21 protein-coding genes are annotated in these 23,039 nt (G+C 61.1%); 8 read left to right on the forward strand and 13 right to left on the reverse strand.

All coding sequences use genetic code 11. The features are described 5' to 3' along the window. Positions 1-26: 26 nt before the first annotated feature. The 4 genes from NKI67_RS17895 to NKI67_RS17910 all read right to left on the reverse strand — a co-directional run bounded on the left by NKI67_RS17895 (position 27) and on the right by NKI67_RS17910 (position 5,040). Positions 27-977 carry an ABC transporter permease gene (locus NKI67_RS17895; protein ID WP_352646231.1) on the reverse strand — a complete coding sequence of 317 codons (951 nt, stop codon included), beginning with the start codon at positions 975-977 and terminating at the stop codon, positions 27-29. 84 nt (positions 978-1,061) lie between these two features. Then, entirely contained in the window at positions 1,062-2,732 is a 1,671-nt protein-coding gene (locus tag NKI67_RS17900; RefSeq protein ID WP_352646233.1) for a peptide ABC transporter substrate-binding protein, read from the reverse strand. A gap of 23 nt (positions 2,733-2,755) precedes the next feature. Next, positions 2,756-4,420, reverse strand: coding sequence for an ABC transporter ATP-binding protein (locus tag NKI67_RS17905; RefSeq protein WP_352646235.1), 1,665 nt, complete (start codon positions 4,418-4,420; stop codon positions 2,756-2,758). A gap of 416 nt (positions 4,421-4,836) precedes the next feature. Further along, on the reverse strand, positions 4,837-5,040 hold the full coding sequence (locus NKI67_RS17910; RefSeq protein WP_352646237.1) for a hypothetical protein: 204 nt from the start codon (positions 5,038-5,040) through the stop codon (positions 4,837-4,839). Positions 5,041-5,196: 156 nt separating this feature from the next. Here NKI67_RS17910 and NKI67_RS17915 point away from each other — a divergent pair, with 156 nt between their 5' ends. From NKI67_RS17915 to NKI67_RS17935, 5 genes are all read left to right on the forward strand, one after another. Next, entirely contained in the window at positions 5,197-6,522 is a 1,326-nt protein-coding gene (locus NKI67_RS17915) for an NAD(P)/FAD-dependent oxidoreductase (protein ID WP_352646239.1), read from the forward strand. A gap of 84 nt (positions 6,523-6,606) precedes the next feature. Beyond that, positions 6,607-7,680 carry a tartrate dehydrogenase gene (locus tag NKI67_RS17920; RefSeq protein ID WP_352646241.1) on the forward strand — a complete coding sequence of 358 codons (1,074 nt, stop codon included), beginning with the start codon at positions 6,607-6,609 and terminating at the stop codon, positions 7,678-7,680. Positions 7,681-7,690: 10 nt separating this feature from the next. After that, positions 7,691-8,167, forward strand: coding sequence for an Lrp/AsnC family transcriptional regulator (locus NKI67_RS17925; RefSeq protein WP_023678802.1), 477 nt, complete (start codon positions 7,691-7,693; stop codon positions 8,165-8,167). A gap of 303 nt (positions 8,168-8,470) precedes the next feature. Then, positions 8,471-9,325: a nucleotidyltransferase domain-containing protein gene (locus tag NKI67_RS17930; RefSeq protein ID WP_352646243.1), complete on the forward strand. Its 855-nt coding sequence runs from the start codon at positions 8,471-8,473 to the stop codon at positions 9,323-9,325. A gap of 4 nt (positions 9,326-9,329) precedes the next feature. Beyond that, on the forward strand, positions 9,330-9,656 hold the full coding sequence (locus NKI67_RS17935; RefSeq protein ID WP_352646371.1) for an HVO_A0114 family putative DNA-binding protein: 327 nt from the start codon (positions 9,330-9,332) through the stop codon (positions 9,654-9,656). A 349-nt stretch (positions 9,657-10,005) separates the two neighbouring features. On the opposite strand, the gene NKI67_RS17940 is transcribed toward NKI67_RS17935, so the two are convergent. Beyond that, positions 10,006-11,382, reverse strand: a complete 1,377-nt coding sequence (locus NKI67_RS17940) for an aspartate aminotransferase family protein (RefSeq protein ID WP_352646373.1) — start codon at positions 11,380-11,382, stop codon at positions 10,006-10,008. Positions 11,383-11,811: 429 nt separating this feature from the next. Between NKI67_RS17940 and NKI67_RS17945 the strand changes: the two genes are divergently transcribed. After that, positions 11,812-12,501 (forward strand): haloacid dehalogenase type II, encoded by a 690-nt coding sequence (locus tag NKI67_RS17945; protein WP_352646245.1) that lies wholly within the window; start codon positions 11,812-11,814, stop codon positions 12,499-12,501. 156 nt (positions 12,502-12,657) lie between these two features. Here the strand turns inward: NKI67_RS17945 and NKI67_RS17950 are convergent, their stop codons facing one another. From NKI67_RS17950 to argE, 5 genes are all read right to left on the reverse strand, one after another. After that, positions 12,658-14,133 (reverse strand): NAD-dependent succinate-semialdehyde dehydrogenase, encoded by a 1,476-nt coding sequence (locus tag NKI67_RS17950; RefSeq protein WP_352646247.1) that lies wholly within the window; start codon positions 14,131-14,133, stop codon positions 12,658-12,660. Between the two features lie 18 nt (positions 14,134-14,151). After that, positions 14,152-15,195, reverse strand: a complete 1,044-nt coding sequence (locus tag NKI67_RS17955) for a tartrate dehydrogenase (protein ID WP_352646249.1) — start codon at positions 15,193-15,195, stop codon at positions 14,152-14,154. Between the two features lie 171 nt (positions 15,196-15,366). Beyond that, positions 15,367-15,723: a cupin domain-containing protein gene (locus NKI67_RS17960; protein ID WP_352646251.1), complete on the reverse strand. Its 357-nt coding sequence runs from the start codon at positions 15,721-15,723 to the stop codon at positions 15,367-15,369. A gap of 14 nt (positions 15,724-15,737) precedes the next feature. Then, positions 15,738-16,661, reverse strand: a complete 924-nt coding sequence (locus tag NKI67_RS17965) for a 2-hydroxyacid dehydrogenase (RefSeq protein ID WP_352646253.1) — start codon at positions 16,659-16,661, stop codon at positions 15,738-15,740. Between the two features lie 16 nt (positions 16,662-16,677). Then, a complete protein-coding gene (gene argE / locus NKI67_RS17970) occupies positions 16,678-17,802 on the reverse strand; it encodes an acetylornithine deacetylase (protein WP_352646375.1) in 1,125 nt (374 codons plus the stop codon). 242 nt (positions 17,803-18,044) lie between these two features. On the opposite strand from argE, the gene NKI67_RS17975 reads away from it, so the two are divergent. Next, entirely contained in the window at positions 18,045-18,923 is an 879-nt protein-coding gene (locus NKI67_RS17975; RefSeq protein WP_352646255.1) for a GNAT family N-acetyltransferase, read from the forward strand. A gap of 88 nt (positions 18,924-19,011) precedes the next feature. Here NKI67_RS17975 and NKI67_RS17980 read toward each other — a convergent pair whose 3' ends face one another. Genes NKI67_RS17980 through NKI67_RS17990 form a run of 3 tightly spaced genes read right to left on the reverse strand, consistent with a single transcriptional unit; the run spans position 19,012 to position 22,023 of the window. Then, complete coding sequence (locus NKI67_RS17980) at positions 19,012-19,851, reverse strand: ABC transporter ATP-binding protein (protein WP_352646257.1); 840 nt, start codon at positions 19,849-19,851, stop codon at positions 19,012-19,014. After that, positions 19,845-20,924 carry a FecCD family ABC transporter permease gene (locus NKI67_RS17985; RefSeq protein WP_352646259.1) on the reverse strand — a complete coding sequence of 360 codons (1,080 nt, stop codon included), beginning with the start codon at positions 20,922-20,924 and terminating at the stop codon, positions 19,845-19,847. The genes NKI67_RS17980 and NKI67_RS17985 overlap by 7 nt, the downstream gene beginning before the upstream one ends. Next, positions 20,914-22,023 carry an ABC transporter substrate-binding protein gene (locus tag NKI67_RS17990; RefSeq protein WP_352646377.1) on the reverse strand — a complete coding sequence of 370 codons (1,110 nt, stop codon included), beginning with the start codon at positions 22,021-22,023 and terminating at the stop codon, positions 20,914-20,916. The genes NKI67_RS17985 and NKI67_RS17990 overlap by 11 nt, the downstream gene beginning before the upstream one ends. 143 nt (positions 22,024-22,166) lie before the next feature. Here NKI67_RS17990 and NKI67_RS17995 point away from each other — a divergent pair, with 143 nt between their 5' ends. Further along, a complete protein-coding gene (locus tag NKI67_RS17995; RefSeq protein ID WP_502909349.1) occupies positions 22,167-22,886 on the forward strand; it encodes a class I SAM-dependent methyltransferase in 720 nt (239 codons plus the stop codon). Positions 22,887-23,039 lie beyond the last annotated feature (153 nt).

Genomic DNA, 23,039 nt, shown 5'->3' on the forward strand with positions numbered 1-23,039 from the left:
TGTCTCCTGTCGGGGAAGTTGCGCGCTCAAGCCAGACGAATGCGCGGATCGACAATAGCGACGACAATGTCGGCGATCAGGTTTCCAAGCAGAACGAGGATGGCGGAGAACATCAGCAGCCCCATCACAACCGGATAGTCGCTGTAACCAAGGCTATCGAGGAACAACCGTCCCATTCCTGGCCAGGTAAAGACGGTTTCGGTCACGAGCGCGCCAGTGAGGACACTGGGAAGCTGCATCCCGGCCAGGGTAATCATCGGCAAAAGTGCGTTGCCGACGACATGCTTCATCAGAATCCGGCGTTCACTCAACCCCTTGGCCCGGGCCGTCTTGACGAAGTCCTGGCTAATGGCGTCGAGAGTGGCCGTCCGCATGTAGCGGCTCCAGATCGCGACATGGACCAGCGACAGCACGATACTTGGCAGGATCAGATGGTGGAGGTAGCCCAGGATTGAGGCGTCGCCGATCTCGGACATATTACCCGCAGGCAGCCAGCCCAACTTCAGGGAAAAGACGTAGATGCCGACGAGTCCGAACCAGAAGGTGGGGACCGACAACGCAACCATGGCCCCGACAGTTGCAAGATAATCGAACAGCGAGTAGCGGCGCGTGGCGCCTCGGATTCCAATCCAGGCGCCAATGGAGATCGCAATTGCGGTTGAGGACCCCATCAGCAGCAGCGTGGCAATGAGATGGCTGCCGATCACCTCCAATACCGGCGCTCCGTCGCGGAAGGAGTGACCCCAGTCGCCCCGCACCAGCCGCCATGCCCAGTCCAGATATTGGATCCATATGGGTCGATCGAGGCCCAGCAGCCCCTTGAGACGCTCGATATCCTGCTGGGTCATTCCGGGATCGAGCCCGAATTGCGCCAGCGGGCCGCCGGGAAGGAGGTTCAGAATGCCGAAGCCGATGATCGAAACGATCACAAGCAGCACCAGGCTCTGCGAGAGGCGATTGAGCAGGAAGCCGCGCATTCGAGTCCCTCCATTGTGGGTTGATGATTTTAGTCTGTTGCCGCCGCCGCGGCGGAATCGGCGGGGCGGCGGCAACTGCGTGGATTAGGCCTTCCACTGCCAGGCTGCGGCATCCCACGACGCGGTGCGGGTGTTGGCGTTGGGCTCGAAGCCGTCCAACCCTTTCTTGCGCCCGAGGACGATTGTGTACGCGAACAGCGGCAGGAAGGGCAGATCATGGCGCACCACTTCCTGCACGCGATTATAGATCCCGCGTCGTTCTTCCGGATCGAAGCTGCGAGCACCCTTTTCGAGCAGGGCATCGACCTCAGGATTGGAATATTGCCCGGTGTTCGAACCGTGTCCGCCTTGAGCGGCGATTGCCTTCGTATGGAGCCGGTTTGTGGCGTCGGGGTCCGCGGCAATCAGATAGGTGACGCCCACCATGGCGGTGTCGAATTGCGATTTCAGCCAGAACTCGCCCCACATGACTGCAGCCGGCAAATTCGAGATCGTCATCTCGACGCCGATCTCGGCAAACGTCTGCTGCAGGAACTGCTGCGTCTGCTCGCGGAGGTTGTTGCCAGAAGTTGTCGAGTTGGAGAAGGACAGTCGCACCCCATCCTTGGCGCGGATTCCATCCGGCCCCGGCGCCCAGCCGGCCTCATCAAGGATTTGGCGCGCCCGGTCCAGATTGAACTCCTGAACCGGCAGGTTCGGGTCGTAGTAGTAGGACTCCTTCGGCATGAAGGTCTCGGTGAGAGTGCCCACGCCGTAATAGATCGTGTCGACGATCGCTTTCCTATCCAAGGCGGCGTAGAGCGCCTGGCGCACTGCCAACTCCTTGAACTGCGGGCGGCCCAAATTGAGGTAGATCGACTCCAGGGATGACCCGGTCTCAAGTGTCACCACGCGGTCTGCTAGTTCGCGGGCTTCAGTATAATGGTCGGCGGTGATGTACGACTGATCGACCAGGTCCACGTCGCCGCTCTTGAATTGCGTGTAGAGCACCGTCATGTCGGGGATGTATTTGAAGATGAGCTGCTCGACATAGGGGCCTTCGCCCGCGTACTCAGGATTGGCGACGAGCTCGATGTGATCACCTGCGACGCGCTCGCTCCATTTAAATGCGCCGGTGCCGACCGGCGCCTGGTTGAACGCAGCTGTATTCGGATCGGCCTCTTTCTCCAGAATGTGCTTGGGCACGATGAACGTTTCGGCCAAGAACGAAAGATAGGGCGCAAAAGCCTCCTTCATCCGCCATGTGATCTCGGTGGGCGAAACCACTGTGATGTCCTGCACGAGCGAATGGCCGCTCGTGCGCCAAGCGCGAAACTTCGGGTTCGTGATGAGTTCAAGGGTGAATTTCACGTCCTCGGCCGTGAAGGGCTCACCATCGTGCCAGCGGGCATTGTCACGCAACCGAATGCGCCAGTTGAGACCGTCCTCCGAAATGCCGCCGTTCTTTTGGCTTGGCACCTCGGCTGCGAGGTTTGGATGTAGGCCACCTTCGGGATCCATGCGGACCAGCGCGTCGAAAACCGAGAAATGGACCGCGTCATCGACTTCGATATGCGCCATCAGCGGATTGAACACGGTCGGCTCTTGGGAGAGGCCGACGATGACGCGACCGGCCGGGCCTGCAGGAGGGGTCTTGGCGAAGGCGGGCTTGCCCAACAGATTGGGCGCGATGAGGCCTGCAGCCCCACCTATCGCCATCAGTCGCAGCGCTTCGCGCCTCGAGTAGTTGGACGTAGTCGATGAATTTTTGGTCATGGTAGTTCCTCTCTTGTTATTGCTTATGCGTTTGCTGCTACTGAACGGGCATTGCCCGGCCGCTCTCCTGGAATTGCCGCTACCAGTTGGCGCGTGTAGGCTGCTTGCGGGTTCAGGAATATTTGCGAGGGCGGTCCGCGCTCGACGATCCGGCCCTTCTGCATCACCGCGATTTCGTCGCAGATCTGGCTGGCGACGCGCAGGTCGTGCGTGATGAAGACCATCGACACGCCCGTCTCGCGCTGGATCTGGTCCAGAAGCTGCAGGATCTGCGCCTGGATCGACACGTCGAGTGCGGAGACCGCCTCGTCGGCAATCAACAGCTTCGGCTTGAACATCAGCGCACGAGCGATGCCGATGCGCTGGCGTTGCCCACCCGAGAACTCGTGCGGGTAGCGGCCAAAAGCGCCGGCATCGAGACCGACATGGGCCAGAAGCGCACGCGCTTCATCGCGCGCTTGGACATAAGGCATCCCGTGTGCCATCGGGCCTACCGTCATGATGTGACCGACCGTCGAGCGTGGGTTCAGAGAAGCGAAGGGATCCTGGAAGATCATCTGGATCCGCGGTCGAAGCGGGCGGAACTTCGCTTCGGAAAGCCTGGCTATGTCACAGCCCTCGAACAAGATCCCGCCGCCGTCATTGTCCAGCAGCTTGATCAGCAGCCGGCCCAGCGAGGATTTCCCCGAACCGCTCTCGCCTACGACCCCAAGCGTGCGGCCGGGCGCCAGTTCGAACGAAACCTCGTTGACCGCTGTCACAACTCGTTGCGCGCCGAACAGCGCGCTGCCGCCGCGATAGGTCTTCACCAGACCCTCAACCTTCAGGATCGGCTCCTTGCTGGCAGCCTCCGGACGAGGGCGATCTTCGCCGGTCAAATGCGGTACGGCTGCAATCAGGCGCTGGGTATAAGGGTGCTTGGGCGACTTCAGCACCTGCTCGGCGCTGCCCTGTTCGACGACATGGCCCTTTTCCATCACCACGACGCTGTCGGCGATCTCGGCCACCACGCCGAAATCGTGGGTGATGAACATCACGCTCATGCCCTTGCGCCGCTGAATGTCACGGATCAGTTGCAGGATCTGAGCCTGGGTGGTGACGTCGAGCGCGGTGGTTGGTTCATCCGCAATCAGCACCGTCGGCTCGAGCGCCAGGGCCATGGCGATCATGACGCGCTGCCGCTGCCCGCCCGAAAGCCGGAAAGGGTACTGGTAATACATGAGTTCGGGATCTGGCAGGCCTACTTCAGTGAGCAGTTCGATTGCGCGGCTTCGACAGGTTTGTGGCGTGCCGAAGCCATGCGCTGCCATGACCTCGTCAATCTGCGCGCCCACCGTCATCAGGGGATTGAGCGCCGAGAGCGGGTCCTGAAAGATCATCGACACGACCCGTCCACGCAGGTTGCGCAGCTTGTCTGGCGACATGCCGACGATGTTCATCCCCTCCAGCTGGATTATTCCCGATGAGAGGTGGATCACCTTGGGCAGTAGCCCCATGATCGCGTTCGCCGTGACCGACTTACCCGATCCGGACTCGCCTATGATGCAGAGTATCTGGCCGCGTTTCAGATCGAAGGAAATATCTTTGACAGCATGGGTCCGTTCCATGCCTTGCGGCAAATTCACCGTGAGGTCGCGCACCGAAAGCGCCACATCGTGGGGGGCTACAGCCTGGATGCTTGCGACCATCGAGATCACCTCCCCTTTCAACCGAGCGCGTCCACCCCGTTGCGGACCGCTTCATCGCCCTTTGAGCAGAAGCGCCTCACCGTAGCGGCCGTAGTCTGGCCTTCTCGGCGCTTCGCGCGCTGAGTCTGCGAGAGACGGGTTCTGCTCATCCTGGCGGTTCCCTTATGAAATCCGGTCCGTGTACCGGACTCTGTTCCCTTTTTTCTTGGAGAACTCTCCGAAGGGGCAAGCCCTGCCTGTCGGATGTCCTCTGGAGCCTGCCTACCATAAGGAAGGGTTGCTCCGTTCTTCCAGCCAGTTTGACTGTTCTGTTTCCGCAGAGTCTTCGAAACTTGGCCCTCGCGCGGCAGGAACTTCTGAAAAGAACATCCAGTTCGGCATTTCACTCTGTTCCCGTTTCGGCGCGGAAACCGGGATCAGGCAACCATATCCTTCATCCGGCAATACGCGCCCAAGAGGGATAGGACCAAGGCTTTCCGGTGTACATCGGCACATGTGCAGGCCATGCCGCCGAGCGGATTGGTGGCCGTGCGGCCCATCACAATGTCGGCCAAGGCGCTGCCGATCAAGGTCGACAACTGCGCCGTGTGCCGCCCATGCCGCAGATGACGCGACTGCATGAAGTGTACTCCTGCTTGGCTCGCAGCGAGCCTTTCGCGCAATAATTGCCTGTCCTGGAGGCTGCTAAACGCAGGAAATTCCGTCCAGGCACAAACTCCGCAGCCTGCCTCTGCGGGCGGCAGGTTAGGATGCTTCAAATTACCGGAGTCCCATCCATGCCCGCGCCGCTCATGCACATCGACTGCAGCCCTTCCCTCCCTCGCGAGGCGGACGTCGTCGTTATCGGCGGCGGCGTGGTGGGCGTGTTCAGCGCATACTATCTGGCGCGCCGCGGCCTCAAGGTCGCCCTGGTCGAGAAGGGGCGCATCGCGGCCGAGCAGTCCAGCCGCAACTGGGGCTGGTGCCGCCAGCAGAACCGCGATGCGCGCGAGCTGCCGATGGCGACCAAGAGTCTCGACCTCTGGGACAAGGTGGCACAGGAGACCGGCCAAGACACCGGCTTTCGCCGCTGCGGGCTCCTCTATCTCTCACAAGACGAAAATGAGCTGGCAGGCTGGGCGAAGTGGCGCGATTTTGCGAGAACGGTCGGGATCACCACGCACATGCTGAGCGCGGAAGAAGCCACCGAACGGGGCAAAGCGACGGGCCGCAAATGGAAAGGTGGCGTGTTCTCGCCAACTGACGGAACGGCGGACCCTTCCAAGGCAGTGCCGGTTGCGGCGCGCGGCATCATGGCGGCGGGCGGCACCGTACATCAGCTTTGCGCGGCGCGCGGGCTGGAATTGAGCGCCGGCCGGGTGAGCGCTGTGGTGACCGAAGCGGGCACCATCCATACAAAGACTGTTGTCATGGCCGGGGGCGCGTGGGCTTCTTCCTTCTGCAACCAGCTTGGTGTGCGTTTCCCGCAAGCTGCCGTGCGTTCGTCCATTCTGGCCGTGGCACCCGGCGCAAACAGCCTGCCGGATGCCCTGCATACCACGCGCGTCTCTCTGACGCGGCGCAGCAACGGTGGATACGCGCTGGCGATCAGCGGGCGGGCGCGTGTCGATCCAACGCTGCAGCAGTTCAGGTTCAGCCGCGAGTTTGTACCTATGTTCGCCCGCCGCTGGCGCAATCTCGCCCCGGGCGCCTTCGAGGGCTGGCGTCAAGGCCATGAAAGCCTGCGCAAATGGGCCCTCGACGACATCACGCCAATGGAACGGAACCGCATTCTCGACCCGAAGCCTGACATGGGACAGATTCGGCTGACATATCGAAGAGCCTGCGAATTGATCCCCGAACTCCAACGCGTCGCGATCTCCGATGTATGGGCGGGTTATATCGACAGTACACCCGATGGCATTCCCGCAGTCGGCGAAGTGGAGGGGATTCCGGGCTTCATCCTGGCGGCGGGATTCAGCGGTCACGGCTTCGGGATCGGCCCCGGCGCGGGGCATATGATCGCCGACATCATTACAGGCAGCGAGCCTATCGTCGATCCGCGTCCTTATAGGCCCGAGCGCCTGAAGACTGCTGCGTGGGGCAAGGTCGCTGAATTCTGAGAAGACCGTCTTGCCAACATACAATCGATCGCACACGAGATTGAGGTCACGAGGCGGCCAGCACCAAAAAACAGGGAAGTGACGATGCGCGAATATGAGATTGCCGCCATTCCTGCCGACGGGATCGGCCCAGAGGTGATTGCCGCAGGTCTCCAGGCGCTTGAGGCGCTGCAGCAGCGCTGCGGCGACTTCAAGCTCCGCGTCCGGCACTTCGACTGGGGCTCAGACTATTACAAGGCCCATGGTCGGATGATGCCCGAAGATGGGGTGGCGCAACTGAAGCGCTTCGACGCCATCTTCTTTGGCGCGGTCGGCGCCCCCGATCTGCCTGACGACATCACGCTCTGGGGCCTCCGGCTGCCGATCTGCCAAGGCTTTGATCAGTACGCCAACGTGCGGCCGACCAGGATATTGCCCGGGATTGTTTCGCCGCTGGCGGGCGTTGGCCCTGGCGATCTGGATTGGGTGATCGTGCGGGAGAATTCCGAGGGTGAGTATTCGGGCCACGGCGGCCGCGCCCATCGCGGACTCCCCGAGGAGGTCGGAACCGAGGTCGCGATCTTCACGCGCGTCGGCGTCACCCGCATCATGCGCTATGCATTCCGGCTGGCGCAGTCACGGCCACGAAAGCTCCTGACAGTTGTTACGAAATCCAACGCGCAGCGTCACGGCATGGTAATGTGGGACGAAATCGCAGCCGAGGTGGCGCGGGAATTCCCGGACCTCGCGTGGGACAAGATGCTAGTCGATGCTATGACAGTGCGTATGACGTTGAAACCTCGGAGCCTCGATACGATCGTCGCCACCAATCTTCACGCCGACATATTGTCGGACCTTGCAGGCGCGCTCGCGGGCAGTCTCGGCGTTGCACCGACCGCCAACATTGATCCCGAGCGGCGCTATCCCTCGATGTTCGAGCCAATTCACGGCTCGGCATTCGACATCGCCGGCAAAGGTATTGCCAACCCGGTCGCCACCTTGTGGACCGCTGCCCAGATGCTCGAACATCTGGGCGAGAGCGCAGCGGCCGTGCGGTTGATGAGCGCTGTGGAAGCGGTGACGAGTGAAGGCGTGCTGACGCCGGACGTAGGAGGGACAGCGACCACGCAGGAGGTGACGGACGCCGTCTGTCGGGCGATCCGCGGTTCGAACGCGTGACAGGTTTCCAATGAAGCTCGACAGGATCGACATCAAGATCTTATCCCAACTGCAAAAGAACGGGCGGGTCACGAATGTCGAGCTTGCCGACCTGGTCAACCTTTCGCCGAGCCCTTGCCTGATGCGGGTGAAGAAGCTTCAGGCGGAAGGCTTCATCACCGGCTATTCCGCCCAGATCGATGTGTCCAAGCTCGGACAGACTCTAACGATCTTCACCGAAGTCACGCTCAAGCACCATCAACAGAACGACTTCGCGAGATTTCTCACCGCAATTCAGAAAGTCGATTCTGTCATCGAATGCCATCTGGTTTCAGGCGGTTACGACTATCTTGTGAAGTTTGTCACAGCGGGCATCAGCGAGTACCAGACGATCATGGAGCGCATGATCGAATTGGATATCGGAATCGACAAATATTTCAGCTTCGTCGTGCTGAAGTCACCGATCGTGAAATCCCATTTGCCTCTCGACATCATTTTCGACAAATGAGAAAGCTGCTCCGGCTCGGTCCTCATGCGGCGGCGCTCGTGCCAAGCTCCATCTTGTTGCGCGCGCGGCATTTGTCGAATGACGGTGTCACGATTCGGCGGAGGCCGTCATTGCCACTCGCCTGAACGGCGCTTGGCCTAAAACTTCGACTGCATCTGGACATTTCCAGCGAACGCCTGTTTTCGCCTTGTCCTCGTCAAATGGCTTGAATATATCATGCAATGATATATAGGCAGGTAGCACGCACAGCTTGCGGAGTTGCGACAATCTCGCCTCGGGTCACCAAAGGCAACAGGCGAAAAGATGAACAAGATCAACACTTTGATCCACCGAAGAGCTGACGATCGCCGGAAGACCGCGCAAGCCTGTGTATCGCGTATTCTCCGGAACGCCAAAGCCCGCGGCGTCGATATCTCTGTTGTCGGATCCCTCGCGAAAAGCCGTTTCCGCGTCCACTCGGACGTAGATCTGCTGGTGCACGGACGCACTGATCCCGCGCGCCGGGCCATGGTAGAGCGCTTGGTCGCAGACCAGCTTCGGGGAACGAACATTCCTTATGACCTGATCTTTGCCTCAGACGTTTCGTCCGAACGAGTGCAGGAATTACTTAATTACTTAATGACAGCGTTTAAGCATCCGGCATTCGCAAAACTGTCGCCAAAAATCGACCGCGCTGCGAAGGAACTGCAGCAAATCGAGGAATATCTGGCGGCTCATCGGAGTGAGCTGTCACGCGGCGAATGGGGCGCGGTCGCAGTAGTTTCGCTGGGAGTCCACAATGTCTACAACGGCATCGAGGACATCCTGCTCAGCCTTTCCAACGACATAGACGGCCTCGTTCCCCAAGGGCCCACGATGCACCAGGACGTGCTCGATCAGATGTCGGCGGAAATTGCAGGCATCCGGCCGGCTGTGCTCGACCCCGAGCTTTATCAGTCCTTGAGTGAGCTAAAGGGATTCCGTTACCTGGTGAGGCATCGGTACGGTTTTGACCTGAAAACAGACAAGGTGCAGGAAAGCCTCGACAGGGTAAAAGAGGCATTTCCGTCTTTCGTCGAGGCCATTGTTTACTTGGAAAGCACCCTTACTGAGGAAAACACGCACGACAGTGATGGCGGCGGCGACGGCTCAGGCGGCGGGGCATCTGGTGGTCCCTGAACCAATGGCTCGGTCGTGCGCGCCGGAAGAGGTTCTGCGGGCGTTGACCCCTGAGAATTGTCGGCTGGTGGCGCTGATCCATCGGTATCGACCGCAAAGCATCACGGAACTGTGCAGGTTGGCGGCGCGTCCGCAGCCGAACGTATCCCGCTCCTTGGCGGCCCTTGAGCGGGCGGGAATTGTCGCAATGACGGGCTCCAGGCCGAAGAGACCCGAACTCGCCGTGCAACGAGTCACGATCGACCTCGCTGAGCTTCAGAATGGCCGATGCGAGGTCGACGATTCGTGGAGACAAATCGCCGGCCCATCATCTTTGCCGCGCGATGGGTGACAGCGGCAAAAGTCGATCAGTGGGATGCGAAACCGCCGCTGACCAGGTTTGGCAAGTATTGGACGTGAAGCCTCGGTGACGCCGAGCCGATCGCCAAGCTAGTCCCAAAAGGAGGGCCGGAGATTTTAGCGGTTTTCATTTGGCCCAGGAAGATATCACGACAGGCGCGTCCTGCCTGTAAGCGGGTTTCGCCGGAAATCTTGGGCCGGGCCACCTGGCGTTGAATGTCGTTCTCGGAGCCGTTCGTATAGCGGAGAAAGAAGCGTCTGGGCTGATATTTAGGCCGGGAAACATGCGAAAGACCCGGACGGCGTGAGTTTAGCCCTGGTCGATGCAATGCGCCCGCTGATCAGCCCTTCATCGCTGCCCGCACATCCTTATCTTCGAGGGTTTGGTCCAGCGTCATCCGCGTGCGTTCGAGGATTCCATCAATATCGTCGTCCGTGCAGCAGAGCGGCGGCGCATAGCCGAGAATGCCGCTGTTGAAGGCACGGATGACAAGGCCGTTCGCCCACGCGCGCTCGAAGATGCGGCGCCCCGGGTCGGCCGCCACCGGCAGCGGCGTCTTGCGTGCCTTGTCAGTGACCAACTCGATTGCTGCCAGCATGCCGCGACCGCGAATGTCGCCCACCAGCGGGTGGTCGGCGAGCGAGCGAAGGCCTTCCATCAAGCGCTTGCCCGCCTTCCGCCCATTCTCGAGCAAGCCATCTTCATAAAGACGCAGGCATTCGAGCCCGACCGCCGCGCTAACGGGATGGGCCGAATAAGTATAGCCATGGCCGACAGCCGCTTTGCCGGCTCCGTCCGCGATCGTATTGTACACCTGGTCCGACATAAAAACGGCGCCCATCGGCACGTAGCCCGAGGTCAGTCCCTTCGCCGTGGTCATGAAATCCGGCACGACCTCGTCTTCCTCACACGCGAAGAGCGGGCCGGTACGGCCAAAGGCAGTGATGACTTCGTCGGCAACGAACAGAATGTCGTGTTCCTTGCACACGGCGTGCAGAGCCTTCAGCCAACCTGTCGGTGGAACGAGGACACCGCCCGAACCCTGGATGGGTTCGGCGTAAAAGGCCGCAACGCGGCCCGCGCCGAGTTCCGCGATTTTGGACCGCAGCGCCGCGACCGATGCATCGATGATCGACTGCGGGTCAGAACCGACCGGATTGCGATAGGCGTAGTGCGAGGGAATCTTGTGCTGCCAGTCGTAAGGCACGCCGAAACCCGCATGGAAGGCCGGGATCGCTGTCAAACCTGACCCTGCCGTCGAGGATCCATGGTAGCCATACTCGACCGAGATGAACTGGTCCTTTTGCGGCGTACCCGTGGCATGGTGGTAATAGCGAATAAAGCGGATCGTACTGTCGACTGCGTCGGAGCCGCCAAGCGTGAAATAGACATGGTTCAAATCGCCGGGCGCCAGTTCGGCAAGCCTGGCAGCAAGGCGAATGGCAGGCTCGGATCCCAGCCCGAAATATCCCGTCGCATAGGGAAGCTCGCTTAGCTGCTTTGCGGCTGCTTCAACGACGCTTTCCTGGCCGTATCCGATGTTGACGCACCATAGACCGGCAAATCCGTCCAGCAGGGTTTTCCCGCTTGCATCGGTCACGGTTGCGCCCTTGGCGGATTTGAGCACCCGCACGCCCGTGTCCTCGTGGCTCCGATAGCATGAAAACGGGTGAACCAGGTGTGCGCGATCGAGTTCGATCAGTGAGTTTGCCAGCATTTCTTCCTCCGATTCAGCGTAGTGCCTGACTGACGAGAGCATAAGTCCGATGTGGTGTGGGTTTCGTCCTTCAGCTCGTTTTCCAGCGTGATCTGCTGCGCGGTCATGGTTCATTCCGGGCCTGAATTCGCCTAGGCCGAAGATAGGCGGCCGCGGACAGCAGTTCCTCCCGACCAGAACCTGAGCGATAGGCGTTTTGACTTTCCATTGCCGCTGGCACCGCATCTTATGCCACGCACGGCTGAGAGATCGCGCTCCCGCCGAAGCTCGAAACGAACTCAGGCGCAACTCTCTGCCAAAGCTCTCACGCACTACAAAACAATCTGCTTCAGGACGCATCGAATGCGGCGACTAGTCTTCTCCGGTTCTCATTATGATCCTTGCTGTTAAAGGCACGCAGTGCCGACAGGATTGGAAGGATCGACGCCCATGACCCAGTTCAGACCGAAATACATCACCTTCGACTGCTATGGCACGCTGACCAACTTCGACATGTCCGGCGCGGCGAGACGCGTATATGGTGCGCAGCTCTCCCCAGCTGGGATGGCGCAGTTCATCAGGGATTTCTCGGCCTATCGCCTCGACGAGGTTCTTGGCGCCTGGAAGCCGTACAGCGAGGTCGTGCACAATTCCGTGGAACGGACCTGCAAGCGCAACGGCGTCGCATTCCGGCCCGAGGATGCCCAGCGCATCTATGCGGAAGTGCCGACATGGGGTCCGCACCCGGATGTGCCGGTGGGCCTGGCCAAGGTCGCCAAGGAGATTCCGCTGGTGATCCTGTCGAACTCCATGAAGAGCCTGATCATGTCGAACGTGGAGAAACTCGGCGCACCCTTTCACATGGTCATCACGGCCGAAGAGACGGGCGCCTACAAGCCGCAGATGAAGGGCTTCGAATATATGTTCGACAAACTAGGCTGCGGCCCGGAGGACATTACGCACGTGTCGTCCTCATTTCGCTACGATCTCATGACCGCCTATGATCTCGGTATCAAGAGCAAGGTCTGGGTGAACCGCGGCCACGAGCCTGCGAACCCCTTCTACGAATATACCGAAATCAAGGATATCGGCGGTCTGGCCGGCGCCGTCGGACTGGAGCCCGTTCGGGAATTCGCCTAAACGTTTGTTTGTTGGCGCAGTCGCACCAGACTGAGGCGCTCCCAAAACGTTAATGCTCACTGGTCGCAATAGAGAAAGGGACGGTTTTCACCGCCCCTTTCTTTGTTGTTCCAACGCTTTAGGGGCTGTAAGTGTTTCCACCTGCGTGCAAGATAACTAGTTAAGCCCGCCAACATGAAGCGCCTTGACCTCGAGATATTCCTCGATGCCGAGCTGCGATCCTTCGCGCCCCACTCCCGACTGCTTGACACCGCCGAAAGGCGCAACCTCGGTCGAGATCATGCCTGTGTTGAGCCCGACCATACCGAACTCCAGCGCCTCGGCAACACGCCATGAGCGCTTGAGGTTGTCGGTGTAAAAGTAGGCGGCAAGGCCGAACGGCGTACCGTTCGCGATGGCGATGGCCTCTTCCTCCGTCTCGAAGCGAAAAAGCGGCGCCACCGGACCGAACGTCTCTTCCGATGCCAGGAGCATCCCCGTAGTAGCCCCTCCCAGCACGACGGGCCGTGCATATTGCTTACCCTCCGGCACCGTCTCGCTTTGAGCGATGATCTGCGCACCTTTCGCCTGTGCATCCGCGATGTGACGCTCGATCTTGTCGATCGCGGCCGCGTTGATCATCGGGCCGATCTCAGTGCCCTCGTCGGTCCCTGCGCCAACCTTCATCCGCGTGACGCGCTGGCTCAGCTTTTCGGCGAAAGCATCGTAAACGCCTTCCTGCACGAGAATCCGGTTCGCGCAGACGCAGGTTTGACCGCCATTTCGGAACTTGGATGCGATCACCCCTTCAACTGCCTTATCCAGATCGGCGTCGTCAAAGACGATAAAGGGTGCGTTGCCGCCAAGCTCCAGGCTCAGCCGCTTGATGCTATCGGCCGCGCCACGCATGAGCAGCGCACCGACGCGGGTCGAACCGGTGAACGAGATCTTGCGCACCGTCGCGTTGGCCATCAGTTCGTTGCCGATTTCGATGGGCATGCCGGTCACAATATTGATCACGCCGGCAGGGATACCTGCCCGTTCCGCCAGAACGCCGAGCGCCAGCGCCGAGAATGGCGTAAATTCCGACGGCTTGATGACAACCGTACAACCTGCGGCCAGCGCCGGTGCCACTTTGCGTGCGATCATGGCGTTGGGAAAATTCCACGGCGTGATGATGGCGCAGACGCCGACGGGTTCTTTCAGCAGCAGAATGCGGCGATCGGCCGTGGGTGACGGAATGGTCGAGCCACCGATCCGGCGCGCCTCCTCCGCAAACCATTTCACAAAAGATGCGCCGTAGCGGATTTCCGCCAACGCCTCGGCAAGCGGCTTGCCCTGTTCCAGCGTCAGCAGGAGCGCGAGATCCTGTTCGTGCTGGCGGATGAGGTCGTGCCAGCGCTCCAGAAGTCCTGCACGCTCGGCATGGGTCTTCTTCTTCCAGCTTTTGAAGGCCCCAGCCGCAGCGTCGATTGCGGCTCTCGTCTCGTTCTCGCCCATTGCGGGAACTGTGCCGAGAACACTTTGGCTGGCAGGGTCAATGACATCGACCACGCCCTTCGTTTCGCCATCCCGCCAGACACCGCCAATCAGCGCCTGCTGGCGGAAAAGGTCGGAATCGTTGAACATGCCAATCTTCGTCATCGCATTCATGGTCTTTCCTCTGCTCTTTCAGCTCAATCGTGCCAGCACGGCCTGCGTGATTGTTTCAGTCCTGTCCTTGCCCGCGATCGTGCCAATCCCCCGCGCGGTTGCGGACTCGATTGCCGACATCACTTCGGCCGCAGCCTGCCCCTCACCCAGATGCTCGAGCATCATCGCACCGGACCAGATCGCGGCGATCGGATTGGCGACGCCGAGATGCGCGATGTCGGGCGCCGAACCATGGACCGGCTCGAACATGGAAGGCGCGCTGCGATCGGGATTGATATTGGCGGAGGCGGCGTAACCCAGCCCGCCCTGAATGGCCGCTCCAATATCCGTGAGGATGTCGCCGAAAAGGTTCGATGCGACGATAACGTCGAGGCTTTCCGGCGCCAGGACCATACGGGCGGCAATGGCGTCGATGTGGTAGTGCGAGACCTCCACATCGGCATAATCTTTCGCCACCTCGCGCGTGACCTCATCCCAGAAAACCATGGTGTGTTTCTGCGCGTTGGATTTGGTGACAGATGCGAGCTTCCTGCGACGCGCCCGCGCCTGTTCGAAACCGAAACGGATGATCCGTTCGACACCCGTACGCGTGAAAATCGCGGTCTCTACCGCGACCTCATCGGCCGTGCCGGAATGAACGCGCCCACCGGCGCCGGAATATTCGCCTTCCGTATTCTCGCGGATGCACAGGATATCGAAACCATCGGAGCGGAGGGGCCCCTGAACGCCCGGCAACAGCCGGTGCGGTCGTATGTTGGCGTACTGCGTGAACCCTTTCCGGATCGGCAGGAGCAGTCCGTGAAGCGATACTGAGTCGGGCACTTCCGCGGACCAACCCACAGCGCCGAGATAGATCGCATCGAATTTTCGAAGTGTCTCGATGCCGTCTGACGGCATCATTGCACCGGTCTCCAGGTAGTAGGCGCACGACCATGGGAATCGTGTGTCATCAAGGGCGAAACCGCTCCGCTTTGCCGCCGCCTGCAGCACCTGCCATGCCGCCTGCGTCACGTCTTTGCCGATGCCGTCGCCGGGGATGAGCGCTATCTTGTAGGTCTTCATTGATGGAGGTCCTCATTTCCACTAGCGTCATCGGAACAATAGTCGACCGCCCGCCGCATTTTCCGTCGAGGATGAACCGCCCGGCGGCGTCGAATCGTGTCAGGCGGAACCTGGAAAGCCGATTGTTCTGGAACCGCCGCGCGCTATTCGGCGGGACTTTGAGCGCTGAACTCAGTCATAAACGCAGACGTAGATCTTGCGCACGGTCTCGATAGTGCGCCAGACGCCGACGAAACCGGGCTTCATCACGAAACTGTCGCCGGCGCGGTAGGTCTTGGTCTCACCGCCCTTCTCCTCGATTTCGACGAGACCCGAAACGATGTGGCAGAACTCGTAGATCGTGCCCTTGATCGAATGCGTCTCGCCGGGCGTCGCCTCCCAGACACCGGTGAGCACCTTTTCTCCCTTCGAGGCATCCTGCGCCCAGATCTTGAAGGATGGATTGCCGGAAATGAGCCGCTCCGGAGCCGGTAGTGCCTCCTTCGGCGCGAAGTCTGGAACTGTGTCGATCGTGATCAGAAGTGACATGTGATGTTTCCTGGTTAGTAGCCGAGTGTCCGATCGACGAGGCCGATCAGTTCTTCTCCGGCGCGGTGGCGCCGGATGTTGTCAACGACGGATTGTGCCGCCGTATGCGGTTGCGTCACCGAGGCGATGTGCGGCGTTATCATGACCTTCGGATGCGACCACAGCGGATGATCTTCCGGGAGCGGTTCTGGATCGGTGACATCAAGCATCGCCGCAGATACGTGACCGGTGTCGAGCGCGTTGATCAGCGCGGCCTGGTCCAGTTGCGGACCCCTGCCGACATGCAGCAGCTGCGCCCCGACGGGCAGTAAGTCGAAGAACTCTGCATCGAGCATGCCGTGCGTTTGTTCCGTGAGCGGAAGCAGGCAGACGAGAATATCCGTTTGCCTGAGAAAGCCCGCGAGTTGGTCCGTGCCGTGAAAACAGGCGACGTCCTCTATCCGCTTTTCGCTGCGGCTCCACCCGGCAAGCGGAAACCGGAAGGGCTTCAAGCGCTCGATAGCCGCCTGCGCCAGCATGCCAAGGCCGAGGAAGCCAACCCGGCGTTCGGCCGCCTGTCGAGCGGCAATCGGTTGCCAGAGGCATCTTTTCTGCTGCTCGAGATAGGCGGGCATCTCCCGGTGGAGCGCCAACACGCCGAGCGCGACGTATTCCTGCATCATGCGTATGATGCCGTCCTCGACCATGCGCACAAGCTTCACATGGCTTGGCACCACGTCCTGCTTGAACTGGTCGACGCCCGCTCCGATGGAAAACACCACTTCCAGATTGCGGTAGCGCGAGATCTCGTCCGGCACCGTCCAGGTGATGAGATAGCGCACCTTCTCCGGCTCCATCTCGTCCCCGGAATGGACGAATTCCAGATCCGGGAGCTGGCGCGCAAAGATCTCGCGGAAGACCGCAGCACGCGCCGCATCGGAATTGAAAAGAAACGCCATGGTGACCGCCCTTCCTTCAGGCCGCAAGACGCGCGCCGAGCCCCTCGATCATCTTCCGGCAAGCGGCGAGTTCACCAATCTCGATATATTCGTCTGGACGATGGGCGCGGCCGATGTCGCCGGGTCCGCAAACGACCGAATCGATGCCGGCCTGCTGATAAAGTCCGGCCTCCGTGCCGTAACTCACAGCTGTCAGCGGCTCCTGCCCCGTCAGCTCCGTCAGAACGGCCGCTAGCGCGCTCCCGTTGGCGGGCGCAAGGGCGGGATAGGTGCTCAACTCGTGCCACGCCACATCGAAGCCGCTGTCTCGCAGAGCGAAAAGCCGGGTCTTGACCGGCTCAAGCAGGGAGGCTGGAGAAACGCCGGGCACGGCGCGCGCCTCGATATCGGCTGTGCAGTGGCCAGCGATGATGTTGACCGCCTGTCCACCGGCGATGACGCCCACCTGCAAGGAAGAATACGGGGGCTCGAAATTTTGATCGAGCGGCCCGTCGGCGAGGGATTGGCCGTAGGCCACGGCGTGCGCGATGACGCCGGCCATGGCGTGCACGGCGTTGAGTCCGAGATCGGGGCGTGAGGAATGGCCTGATCGCCCGATCACCTCGAGCCGCGCGGCGGCCTTCCCCTTGTGCGCGCGCACAGGCTGCATCCGGCTCGGCTCGCCGACAATCGCGCCAAGCGGCCTCTCGCATAAGCTCGGCAACGCGGCTAGCAGATGCGGCACACCACGGCACCCCGCCTCTTCGTCATATGAGAATGCGAGATGAACTGGCTGCCGCAGGTTCATCGCCGCAAGTCCTGGGAGCGCCGCCAATGCGCAGGCGAGGAAGCCCTTCATGTCGGAGGTGCCGCGGCCGTAAAGCCTGCCGCCCTCGCGGCGCAGAACGAACGGGTCTGAGCTCCATTCCGGCTCGCCGGCCGGGACGACATCCATATGCCCGGAGATGATGTAGCCCCGACCCTGGCGCGGGCCGATCGTGAGGAAAAGGTTGGACCGGTCGCCCTCGGGACCGGGGAGAACCGTCACCTCGGCTCCGGCTGCCTGACAGTAGTCGCGGATCCAATCGACGATCGCGCCGTTTGGCGTGCCCACAACAGAGGGAAATGCAACCAGGGTGGCGAGGATTTCTTCCACGTTCATGGCGGTCCGCTCTGCTTGCACACTATCACCGGGTGCAACCAGCCTATCCGCAGGCAGCAGTGTTCCCTGCCGAATTGCGTCGTGCTTTGGCCGAAGATTGCGAAAAAGCACCTCGAACCAGCGAAACCTGCTGGCTTTCCCGTATAATGCTGCGGCAAAAGAGGTATGTCGCGACATGGCGATCGATGACAGGATCAACACCGCGTGCCTTGCGCATTCGTTGAAGGAGCGGATCGATTGAGATGCAGAGATCAGTACGCCTGAAATCCTTCGAACTGGTCGCGCGGGACATTGATGATGTCGACGTCAAGCTACTGCACGCGCTGTCGATCTCAGTCCGCTGGCCTCACCGGCCGAAGGATTGGGACTTTCTGCGCCGTGCCGGACGCGGCATTGTTGCCGTTGATGGTATTGGACGCGTTTTCGGGAGCGCGATGTGGTTTCCCCACGGGGACGACTTTGCCACCATTGGCCTGGTGATCACAACACCACGCACACAAGCGCAAGGAGGCGGCCGATGGCTCATGGACCTAGTCCTTGAGCAGTGCGGCGATCGCAATTTGGCACTCAACGCGACCCATGCTGCCTACCCCCTCTACGTTTCACTCGGCTTCACGACCGAGGCGATCGTATACCAGCGCCAGGGGGAGGTCCCACAAACACTCCCGGCTATGCCGGCCTTGAACGGTGAATTGCAGGCGCTGTCGAGCGACAGGCTTAAGGACATCACGCCGCTGGATACGCGCGCGTTAGGGATAAACCGCGAGAGGCTGCTCGCGTTGCTCGCAGCGGATGCCTCAATCTGCACTTTGAGCCGCGGCGGCGAAATCGTCGGCTATTCCATGTGTCGCGAGTTCGGACGTGGCCATGTGATCGGCCCCATGGTCGCGCGCAGCGATCTCGACGCGGTCCACCTCACAGCCGTGCATCTGAAGGAACTGGCAGGACGATTCGCCCGCGTCGACACCCGCGAGAAGGATGGCGTGTTTGCCGCGTTTCTCCAGCAGAGCGGCCTCGGCATTGCCGAGACCGTTACGACCATGTCCAAAGGGCGCCGCTTCCTGAACCGGCAAGACAATGGGCCTTGGGTCTATGGATTGGCCGGCCACGCCTTGAGCTGAATGCAAGCATACTGTCGCCTTCAACCAGCCGTCAGAGAATCAGGTCGATCAGTGGGCGCGTCGATCAACCGGCATAATGCGGTTGCCGTCACGCGGCCGGAACGGCTGCCGCTTCGAATCTGCGCCTAATCCCGGATTCGGTTTCCGCTGCCGACATAATGCCCGTCCGACGCCCATCCGCCACGCCATCCACGATGACATGGCCGATGCCGCGCGAGCACGGCTCGATGCGCGCGTTGAGGTGATAAATGTCCCGCAGCAGATCGGATGTGATGACGTCCGGCGATGACCCGCATGCGACCAGCCGGCCGTCCGCGATGACCATTGTCTGATCGCTGAAGCGCAGGGCGTGATTGAGGTCGTGCAGGGCGATCAGCACGACCATGCCTCGCGCCTGAGCAAGTTGCCGCATGAGACCGAGCACTTCCACCTGCCGCGACAGATCGAGTGCTGATGTCGGTTCGTCCATCAGCAGGATCTCCGGCTCGCGCACCAGCGTTTGTGCCAAGCTGGCCAGTTGCCGCTGGCCGCCGGAAAGTTCGCCAATGTTGCGGAAAGCGATGTCGGCGATGCCTAGCGCCGCCAGCGTCTCGTCGATGCGAGCCAGATCATCGTCGCCCACAGACCAGCCCATACCCTGCTTGCGGGCGAGCAACACTGACTCATAGACGGTGAGCACCGCGTTGGCGGACGTTTCCTGTGGCATGTAGCAGATGCCGCTCTTCCCGCGAATGGCCCCCTCGACATGCATTGCTCCCGGTCCGTGCAGGAGGCCGGCGATGCGCCTGAAGAGCGTCGACTTCCCGGCGGCATTCGGACCGATCACGGCCACGATGTCTCGGCCCTCGAACGCAGGTGTCGTCACATCCCGAAGCCGGAGGCTCGTGCCGTAGCGCGCGCCGAGCGCCTCGAGCCGGATCGTCACCATGAGCGCCTCGTGCTGGACAGGATGAGCGAGATGAAGAACGGGATGCCGATCAGCGAGGTGACGATGCCGATCGGGAAGACCGTCCCAGGGATAAGCGACTTGCTGACGACCGAGCTAGCCGACAGGATGAGCGCGCCCGCAAGGGCCGAAGCGGGCAGGAAGAAGCGTTGGTCCTCGCCGATGACCATGCGCGCAATGTGCGGGCCTACGAGACCGATAAAACCTATGGTGCCGACGAAGGCGACGGGAATGGCGGCGAGGAGGCTCACCAGAGTGAGTGTCTCGAGCCGCAGGCGGCCGACCTTGACGCCGAAGCTGGCCGCCTTGTCCTCACCGAGCCTCAACGCCGTCAACGCCCAAACGCGCCGGGCGAAAATGGGTAAGACTGCGAGGAGAATGAATGTGGTGACTGCAAGCTTGGGCCAGGTGGCCTTGGTGAGGCTGCCCATTGTCCAGAAGACGACCGCTGCCAGGGCTTCCGCCGACGCGAAAAACTGGACGAGCGCGAGCAGCGCGTTGAAGGTGAAAACCAGCGCGATGCCGAGCAGCACGATGGTCTCCGCGCTGACGCCGCGCTTTACGCTCAGCACGTGAATAAGGAAGGCCGCCAGCATCGCCATCATGAAGGCGTTGATCGGCACAACATACTCTACCGCGGCGGGGAGAAGCCTCACCCCGAAGGCAAGTGCAAGCGCGGCGCCGAAGCTCGCGGCGGCGGATATGCCGAGCGTGAAGGGGCTGGCCAGCGGGTTGTTGAGGATGGTCTGCATCTGCGCGCCGGCCACGGCGAGCGCCGCCCCGACGACAATGGCCATCAGGGCCACCGGCATGCGGATGTCCCAGAGCACCACGCGCACCTGCTGCGGCACCGTGTCGGGAAACACAAGCGCCCGCACGACCTCGCCAAGTCCGTAGCGGGCGGGACCGACCGCAAGGTCGACGCACAAACTGAAGAGCAGGGCAGCGCTGAGGCCGGCAAGGATCAACTGCCGCCGCCAGACGAGAGCGCGGTAACGCCCTCGTCCATCGGTGCTGTCGAGCGCGGTGTTGACGGCCGTCGATTCAATCGACATCGGTCAGCGAGACCCAGTGGCCGGGCCGGTATGCGACGGGCAGGAATTTCTCGTGCAACTCCCTGAAGGTCGCCTCGGGATCGAGATCGGCGAAAAGATCCGGATGCAGCCACTTCGCCATCTGCTGGATGGCCACGAACTGATAGGGGCTGTTGTAAAACTGATGCCAGATGGCATGCACCGTGCCGTCCTCGACGGCCTTCACGCCAGTCAGCGCCGGCCGCTCGGTCAGCGCCTTCAGCTTGCGCAGCGCCTCTGCCTGATCACGGCCGGGCCCGACGCCGACCCAGGCACCGCCCGGCACATAGGCTTCCCACCATCCGCCGGTGACGATGATCTGATCCGGGTCGGATGCGATGATCTGTTCGGGATTGAGCGTGCCGAACGTGCCGGGGATGATGTCCTTGGCGATGTTGTCGCCGCCTGCCATCTCGACGAATTTGCCGAAATTGTCGTCGCCGAAGCTCATGCAGCAGTCATCGGAATAGCCGCCGGCGCGTTCGATGAAGACCTTGGGCCTTTCCGGCTTGGCCTTCTCGATGACATCGGTAACGCGCGCGATCTCGGCGGCGCGCCAGGTGATGAATTCCTCGGCGCGCCCCTCCTTGCCAAACAGCTTGCCAAAGAGGCGCATGCTGGGTTCGGTGTTGGTGAAGGGGCGCTCGCGGAAATCGACATAGACCAACGGAATGCCGGCAGCGGCGAGCTTCTCGATATACTTGCCGTCTTCCGTAGCCTGCTTCGATTCGATATTCATCAGGATGACGTCGGGCTTGAGCGACACCGCCTGCTCGACATCGAAAGTACCGTCCTTGAAGCCGCCAAAAGTCGGGATCTCCGCCATCCTGGGGAATTTTTCCAGATAGGCGGCGTAATTGTCCGGATCCGCTTGGCTGAAATCCTCGCGCCAGCCAGCGATGCGCTTGAACGGATCCTCGGTGTCGAGTGCCGCGACGAGATAGACCTGCCGGCCCTCACCCAGGATTACCTTCTCGACCGGGACGTTCACCTCGACCTGGCGGCCCGTAATGTCAGTCACTGCAACCATTTCGGCCTTGGCGGCCAGCGTCATCGACAGGGCGACGATAACGGCCGACATCGTCCCTGCTGGGATCTTTCCAAAATTCATCGCGCCCTCTCTTGAAGTGGATTAGCCAGAGGTGCCTTATAAAAGATGACTTCAATTCTCAAGAAATATCTTTTAGAGCCATTCCAGACTGGTGCGACGACAAGAGGTATGGAATGGCGGGCGAGCCCAATTATTCGCTGCGGGACGAGATACGCGACTATTGGTCGACGCGCGCCGGAACATTCGACCTTTCGGTGGGGCATGAAATCTTCTCACAGCGGGAACGCCTGGCCTGGCACAGGCTGATGCTCAAGCACTTGGGGCGCGGGGATGGGCGTCGCGCGCTCGACCTCGCGTGCGGCACCGGGGTCGTATCTCATCTTATGCACGACCTGGGTTATGCGGTGACCGGGCTCGATTGGTCAGAGACCATGCTTGCTCGCGCGCGTGCAAAGGCGACGCAGAGGGAAAGCGGCATCCGGTTTCTGATCGGCGACGCCGAGCGCACCCTTGAAAACGGAGAAAGCTATGACGTCCTCGTCACTCGTCATCTCGTCTGGACGTTGGTGGATCCGCGAGCGGCATTCGCCGAATGGTTCTCGCTGCTCAAGCCTGGCGGACGGCTGCTGATCATTGATGGTGATTTCGTCAGTAAGACCTGGGTAACCTCTCTGCGACAAGTCCTGGAAAGGGCCGTTGGCCGGACAGTCGGGCCCGTCCACGGACTGGATCAGGTGATGGCGGACCGCCATCGCAGCATCCTGTCGCGGCTGCCCTTTTCGCACGGCGCCAAAGCGGACGAGGTCTGCGCGCTTCCGTGGAGGCTGGCTTTGAGATGCCTGTGGTCGACACCCGGCTCGGCGCGATTCATCGCGCGCAGGCACGGCACATGAACTTCCTCAGGGCGCTGGAACGCTCGACGCAGCATCGCTACGCGATCTGCGCGACCAAGTCGGCCTGGTAGTTGGGGAATTTCTAACGATTTCCACAACCATCTATCGGCGATTGTCGGCTCTCACCGCGCCATTCTTGATCTGACATCCGTA

The sequence above is a fragment of the Mesorhizobium sp. M0408 genome, assembly GCF_040321495.1.
GTDB lineage: Bacteria > Pseudomonadota > Alphaproteobacteria > Rhizobiales > Rhizobiaceae > Mesorhizobium.

Bases quoted from the DNA above. Each gene is read 5' to 3' on its own strand.
- NKI67_RS17895 (WP_352646231.1), bottom strand. From the start codon at position 977: ATGCGCGGCTTCCTGCTCAATCGCCTCTCGCAGAGCCTGGTGCTGCTT.
- NKI67_RS17900 (WP_352646233.1), bottom strand. From the start codon at position 2,732: ATGACCAAAAATTCATCGACTACGTCCAACTACTCGAGGCGCGAAGCG.
- NKI67_RS17905 (WP_352646235.1), bottom strand. From the start codon at position 4,420: ATGGTCGCAAGCATCCAGGCTGTAGCCCCCCACGATGTGGCGCTTTCG.
- NKI67_RS17910 (WP_352646237.1), bottom strand. From the start codon at position 5,040: ATGCAGTCGCGTCATCTGCGGCATGGGCGGCACACGGCGCAGTTGTCG.
- NKI67_RS17915 (WP_352646239.1), top strand. From the start codon at position 5,197: ATGCCCGCGCCGCTCATGCACATCGACTGCAGCCCTTCCCTCCCTCGC.
- NKI67_RS17920 (WP_352646241.1), top strand. From the start codon at position 6,607: ATGCGCGAATATGAGATTGCCGCCATTCCTGCCGACGGGATCGGCCCA.
- NKI67_RS17925 (WP_023678802.1), top strand. From the start codon at position 7,691: ATGAAGCTCGACAGGATCGACATCAAGATCTTATCCCAACTGCAAAAG.
- NKI67_RS17930 (WP_352646243.1), top strand. From the start codon at position 8,471: ATGAACAAGATCAACACTTTGATCCACCGAAGAGCTGACGATCGCCGG.
- NKI67_RS17935 (WP_352646371.1), top strand. From the start codon at position 9,330: ATGGCTCGGTCGTGCGCGCCGGAAGAGGTTCTGCGGGCGTTGACCCCT.
- NKI67_RS17940 (WP_352646373.1), bottom strand. From the start codon at position 11,382: ATGCTGGCAAACTCACTGATCGAACTCGATCGCGCACACCTGGTTCAC.
- NKI67_RS17945 (WP_352646245.1), top strand. From the start codon at position 11,812: ATGACCCAGTTCAGACCGAAATACATCACCTTCGACTGCTATGGCACG.
- NKI67_RS17950 (WP_352646247.1), bottom strand. From the start codon at position 14,133: ATGAATGCGATGACGAAGATTGGCATGTTCAACGATTCCGACCTTTTC.
- NKI67_RS17955 (WP_352646249.1), bottom strand. From the start codon at position 15,195: ATGAAGACCTACAAGATAGCGCTCATCCCCGGCGACGGCATCGGCAAA.
- NKI67_RS17960 (WP_352646251.1), bottom strand. From the start codon at position 15,723: ATGTCACTTCTGATCACGATCGACACAGTTCCAGACTTCGCGCCGAAG.
- NKI67_RS17965 (WP_352646253.1), bottom strand. From the start codon at position 16,661: ATGGCGTTTCTTTTCAATTCCGATGCGGCGCGTGCTGCGGTCTTCCGC.
- argE (WP_352646375.1), bottom strand. From the start codon at position 17,802: ATGAACGTGGAAGAAATCCTCGCCACCCTGGTTGCATTTCCCTCTGTT.
- NKI67_RS17975 (WP_352646255.1), top strand. From the start codon at position 18,045: ATGCAGAGATCAGTACGCCTGAAATCCTTCGAACTGGTCGCGCGGGAC.
- NKI67_RS17980 (WP_352646257.1), bottom strand. From the start codon at position 19,851: ATGGTGACGATCCGGCTCGAGGCGCTCGGCGCGCGCTACGGCACGAGC.
- NKI67_RS17985 (WP_352646259.1), bottom strand. From the start codon at position 20,924: ATGTCGATTGAATCGACGGCCGTCAACACCGCGCTCGACAGCACCGAT.
- NKI67_RS17990 (WP_352646377.1), bottom strand. From the start codon at position 22,023: ATGTCGGCCGTTATCGTCGCCCTGTCGATGACGCTGGCCGCCAAGGCC.
- NKI67_RS17995 (WP_502909349.1), top strand. From the start codon at position 22,167: ATGGCGGGCGAGCCCAATTATTCGCTGCGGGACGAGATACGCGACTAT.